The organism is Draconibacterium sp., assembly GCF_041583095.1.
Classification (GTDB): Bacteria; Bacteroidota; Bacteroidia; order Bacteroidales; family Prolixibacteraceae; genus Draconibacterium.
Map to the genome: position 1 here is coordinate 1 of NZ_JBFHGM010000337.1, position 4,975 is coordinate 4,975.

General features: G+C 43.7%; 4 protein-coding genes. 1 reads left to right on the forward strand and 3 read right to left on the reverse strand.

The features are described from left to right. Positions 1-265 precede the first annotated feature (265 nt). The 3 genes from ABZB17_RS20475 to ABZB17_RS20485 form a co-directional block, all read right to left on the reverse strand. Positions 266-1,501, reverse strand: coding sequence for a spondin domain-containing protein (locus tag ABZB17_RS20475; RefSeq protein ID WP_372653136.1), 1,236 nt, complete (start codon positions 1,499-1,501; stop codon positions 266-268). A 457-nt stretch (positions 1,502-1,958) separates the two neighbouring features. Next, positions 1,959-3,428, reverse strand: coding sequence for an ATP-binding protein (locus ABZB17_RS20480; protein ID WP_372653139.1), 1,470 nt, complete (start codon positions 3,426-3,428; stop codon positions 1,959-1,961). Between the two features lie 12 nt (positions 3,429-3,440). Continuing rightward, on the reverse strand, positions 3,441-4,136 hold the full coding sequence (locus tag ABZB17_RS20485) for a response regulator transcription factor (protein WP_372653142.1): 696 nt from the start codon (positions 4,134-4,136) through the stop codon (positions 3,441-3,443). 728 nt (positions 4,137-4,864) lie between these two features. Here ABZB17_RS20485 and ABZB17_RS20490 point away from each other — a divergent pair. Next, on the forward strand, positions 4,865-4,975 hold a 111-nt coding region (locus tag ABZB17_RS20490; protein WP_372653144.1), incomplete at its 3' end, for a 7-cyano-7-deazaguanine synthase.

The following is a 4,975-nucleotide window of genomic DNA, read 5'->3' on the forward strand; positions in this document are numbered from 1 at the left end:
AATGCATGGATTTTGCTTCTAATTATTTGTTTGTCAGACTCTTAAATTAGCAAAATCCTTTTTTATTTCCAAGAATATTTTCAGGTTTTATTTCTGCAAGTTATTGACATTTAAACAGTTAAAAATCGAACTCGGGTTAATTCTTTTTGATGTAGGTTTTTCCGAGACGCCAGATGTATTGTTTCAGCAGGAACCATTTAAAAAGGCAATAAAAAAATCCACCGGCATTCACCGGCGGATTCTTTACTCACATTTTCCCTCGCTCTTATTTACTTTTACGAATTGTTACCTTTATAATTTTATTTACGTCAGGATACATGAAACCGTCGTCGAGCAAACGAACTACGCCGCCTTCATCTTCATCCATCGATTTTGTTCCCGGGTATTCATTTACTTCCGTTCCGGCATCCCACAACATCAGTTCGTGGGTAATGTCCTGGGCATCGTTTCCAAAGTTCAACTTAATACCACTGTCGCCAAAGGCAAAGAAAATATCGTTGGAGTTGCCCAACATGCTGGCAATACTCAGGTACTGGTTCGGCTGGGCATCAATACTAAAGGTGTATTTATCGCCGGGGAAAAGCGGACCTGCACTGTTTTTCCCGTCAGGAACAGCGTAAGCACCTGCGTGATATCCCATTCCAATCAGGCTGGCTGCCAGATCTCCCGGATTTCCGGTTTCGGCCAATAGCTCCAATCCTTCGCCACGGTAGGCTGTGTTGTTGGTAAAGATGGGCATTTCATCTTTTGCGTGTACCGCCCAAAGTACGGGTGCCACAGGCGATACATAACCGCTATGCATTTCCAGGTATTCGCCCAAGGGGCCGGCATTTCCGGTTTCTGCCAAAGCTTCCAGTCCCATTCCGTAATCCAGTTCGCCTTCCATAAAAATCGGGTGCTGATCCATTGAATGAACCACCCAGGCAGTAGGCGAAAGTGGTGTTGCCGATCCGGGAAGCACATTGATTGTTAGTGTAAACATGCTTTCTCCGTTGTATTCAAGAAGCACCTGAATATTTTCTTCTGTTGTTGAAACCATGTCGATCGGATTACTTTCCTCTTTGTCGGTTGTCGATCCGTCAACCTCTGTTCCTGCATCCCATAAATAGATCATACTTGTAATGTCGCCCTCCAGTGCCGTTCCTCCGGGGAATAGTTCAATTCCATCGTCGCCCGGAGCATAAAACCAGTCGTTTGATGCGCCATACATGGAGGCAAATGATAATTTGTGACTTGGTCCGGCATGAAAATGAACCGTAATGGTTTCGCCGGGATGTGCCGGAGGAGCTGCATCGCCGCCGGTAACGCCAAACTCGGCTCCTGCCTCAAAATAGTGGTAGGGTACAGAAACGTTTTCAACCGTTATCGTGTACATTTTTGCAGGAACCACATCGGGTAACATACCGCTTTTTGTTTCCGGTTCCATCATTTCGTCTTTCTCGCAACTTGTAAAAAGGATTACAGCCAAAGCTGCGACCATTGTAAATTTTAATGCTTTCATTTTTTTTAGATTTTAATGTTAACTCACATCAAAATTCCGAAGAAAGTATCACAGCAAAGTCACAAGAATTTCAAGCTTTTATAAACTTTTTTCAGGGTTCTGTGATTGGTGGGGATTTGGGTTTTAGGAGGTTGTGAATTAAGTCAAATAGAGGATCCACTCTTGTCGCAATTTAAAAATGTTTTAGCTCATTTTCGTCCGGGAAAACCAAGAGCTTCGATCATCTTTCTTCGCCGGACGATTCAATACTCATTATCCATAACCCGGGGCGGCGTAATTCGTTGAATTACTCTGCCCCGGGCAAAACGAAACGCCGGACGGCGGAGAGTGTGGCCCGGGGAGAATAAGACCAATTGAAAATAGGCGCAATCGCTAATTCTATTGAAAATGTGCCCTGCTATGCGCCGCATATGGATCGGCCCTTCGATAAGTTCTTCTGAATATTATTTGATTTTAATTATGCCGAAAACGCCTTAGGCAGATCGAAGATAAATTTAGCTCCTTTTCCGTACTGGCTTTGTACCCGGATGTTTGAATGGTGCAGGTCGATGATCTTTTTAACGATGGCCAGCCCGAGCCCGGTGCTGTTCTCGTCGTTACGTCCTTTAAAGTAACGCTGAAAAACGTTCGGCAGATCTTCCTGTTTAATCCCCGGCCCGGAATCAACAACACGGACTTCCACTCTTTCAGGTTCTTTGGTGTCAATTTCAATGAGGATACTGTCGCCCTCGCGGCAAAATTTCATGGCATTATCGATGAGGTTTTGCAACACCCGGTTGATTAGCGAAATATCAGCTTCTACCACCGGAACATTTTTGGCAATTACCGTGTCGATATTAATGCCTTTCTTTTGCGAGAGGATACGGTATTTATTCACAATATCGTACACCAGTTCCGAAATGGAAAATGGCTCGGTATGCAGTTCTATCTGGTTGGTTTCCAGTTTCGACAATTCAAACAGTTCCTCCACCAGTCGCTGCAAACGGCCACAACTTTTAAAAATGATTTGATGGTACTTATTCCGTTCTTCATCCGAAATATTATCCTGTTTTAGTATCAGCGTTTCGGCATATCCCTGGATGGAAGCCACCGGCGTACGCAAATCGTGCGATACATTGCTGATCAACTCCCTCCGAAGGTTATCAACGCCTTCCAATTCGCGGATGTTTTGCTCGATGGTGTTGGCCATCTGGTTAAAAACCAAAGCAATCCGGTCGAGTTCTCCTTCGCTTTTCACCGCAATCCGCGATGCCAGGTTCCCCTTTTTAAATTCCTGAATTCCATCGATGATCGGGTTTAGTTTTTTGGTAATACCCCAAATGGCGAGCAAACCCACCAGCGCCGAAATGATGAGAATAATGATAACCGAGCGGATGGACAGGCCCAGGATATAACTGCCGATTACGGTTTGTGCCGCCGAAACATATTCCTGGCTGGCCAATACAATATAAATGTACCCTTTTAATACACCGTCTTCGGTAATGGTGGCGGCCGAGAATGTTTTAAACTCGCCCGGATTCCGCGGATCGTCGCCATAAATTATACTGTGATCCGGGTCGGCAATAAATTCCCTGATCGGTTCCAGGTTCACACGCTCAAGTTTTACTACTTTTTCAGGTGCCACGTAATTCAGTATCTGTCCTTGCGGATCGAGCAAATACACTTCAACAATCGGGTTGATCACCATCATTGAGTGCATGATGTCGGCAATGGCCTCGTCGCTGGCAATGTCGTCCTTCATCAGCGGCTGAATAACTTCCACAGTGCTGGTTGCCAGGTTACGATTCAGGCGCTGGTTCACCTCTACCGAATATTTGGCCGACGATTGCACCGAAATATACAGCGCAATGGCCGTAAACATAAAAAGCACCAGCAAAAATATGGCTGACACTTGTAGGTATAATCGGTTAAATATCTTTGTCCTCATAATGTTTTGCTTTTAATTTTCTCTGAATTTGTATCCGACTCCCCAGGTGGTAAGTATATATTGCGGCTCGTTCATATTGGTCTCTATCTTCGAACGTAAACGGTTAATATGCGAGTTAACGGTATGTTCAAATCCATCAAACTCGTAGCCCCAAATCTGGTTAAGCAACTGCATGCGCGTATACGTTCGTCCGGGGTGCGATGCCAGGTGAATCAACAGGTCGAATTCTTTTGGCGAAAGCTCAATCCGGTTCCCGTTTAATTCAACAATACGCATGCCTACATTGATGTACAGATCATCGAAACGAAGTTCTTTTTCTTCCGTTTCACTACTTGTCTGTGCTGAATCGTAACGCCGGAGCACCGCTTTTATACGTGCCAGTAATTCGCGAATACCAAAGGGTTTCGAGATATAATCGTCGGCGCCCATTTCAAGTCCAAGTACTTTGTCGATCTCTTCCGATTTGGAAGTCAGCATTAATATCGGTGTATTTACCTTTTCCATTCGTAGCCGTTTACAAATCTCAAAACCGTCGAGCAGCGGAAGCCGGAGATCGAGCAAAATAAAGCGGTAGGGGTTGTTCAGCGCTTTCATTAAACCGTCTTTTCCGTCGAAAGCTTTATCAACTTCCAGGTCCATATCGCTTAGATGAATGGCAACCAATTCGGAAATATCCTTATCGTCTTCAATGATCAATGCTTTTTCCATGATAAAGTTTTCTAAGTTGAACAGCCGAAAGGTAGTTTGGTTTTATCACAGAAGTATCACAAAAGGGTAATTGTTGTGATTCATTGTGTTGTTTTTCAGGAGAATAAGATTTGGTTTTGCAACAATTTCGACTTACCCACGTCCCACTCCCTATTTCGTAACGACCCTTTATACATAAATATAAATTTTGGAAGAGCAAGAAGAATATTCAATAACAAATAACCAATGATGAATAACGAAAAACACAATAAATGGAGGTGATTTGAATATTTGACACAGTTTATTGAACATTGCCTTTGGGAGTACTCCCAAAGCTAAGGTTATTACAAAAAATCTGTTATTTTTTAAAACATAAAACCAAAATTGTCGAATACATTGAACTTTACGCTGCACAAGAGAAAACCTCAAATTGGCTTGTTCTCCGACGCTATTCCCAAGAATAACAACTGCTTACAAATTGCATGAAGGGGTCGGTGCGGCGCGTTGTCTCTGTTCCTTTCCTGACCGTCATGTCCTACCGGACACTGACGCTCTCCGATTTCCACCCCGCAACATGCGCCAACCGTTTCACAAATCATTAATCATCATTCAGCAATCTTTTTTACTTCCTTATTCACTCAATCACTCATTTACCAATTCCCTCAATTACTATCTAATCCTTAATCGCTAACCCTTCCTTTTGCCTTTCCACTTTTTCATTGTATTTTTGCCGCCCTAAAAATGTATAAATGAGCAGGGTAGTAGTAGGACTTTCAGGTGGTGTTGATTCGAGTGTAGCAGCCTGGCTGTTAAAGGAGCAGGGGCACGAGGTGATCGGGTTGTTTATGATTAACTACCGC

What these genes read in the sequence shown, in the direction of transcription:
- ABZB17_RS20475 (WP_372653136.1), bottom strand. Translation starts at nt 1,501, where the DNA reads ATGAAAGCATTAAAATTTACAATGGTCGCAGCTTTGGCTGTAATCCTT.
- ABZB17_RS20480 (WP_372653139.1), bottom strand. Translation starts at nt 3,428, where the DNA reads ATGAGGACAAAGATATTTAACCGATTATACCTACAAGTGTCAGCCATA.
- ABZB17_RS20485 (WP_372653142.1), bottom strand. Translation starts at nt 4,136, where the DNA reads ATGGAAAAAGCATTGATCATTGAAGACGATAAGGATATTTCCGAATTG.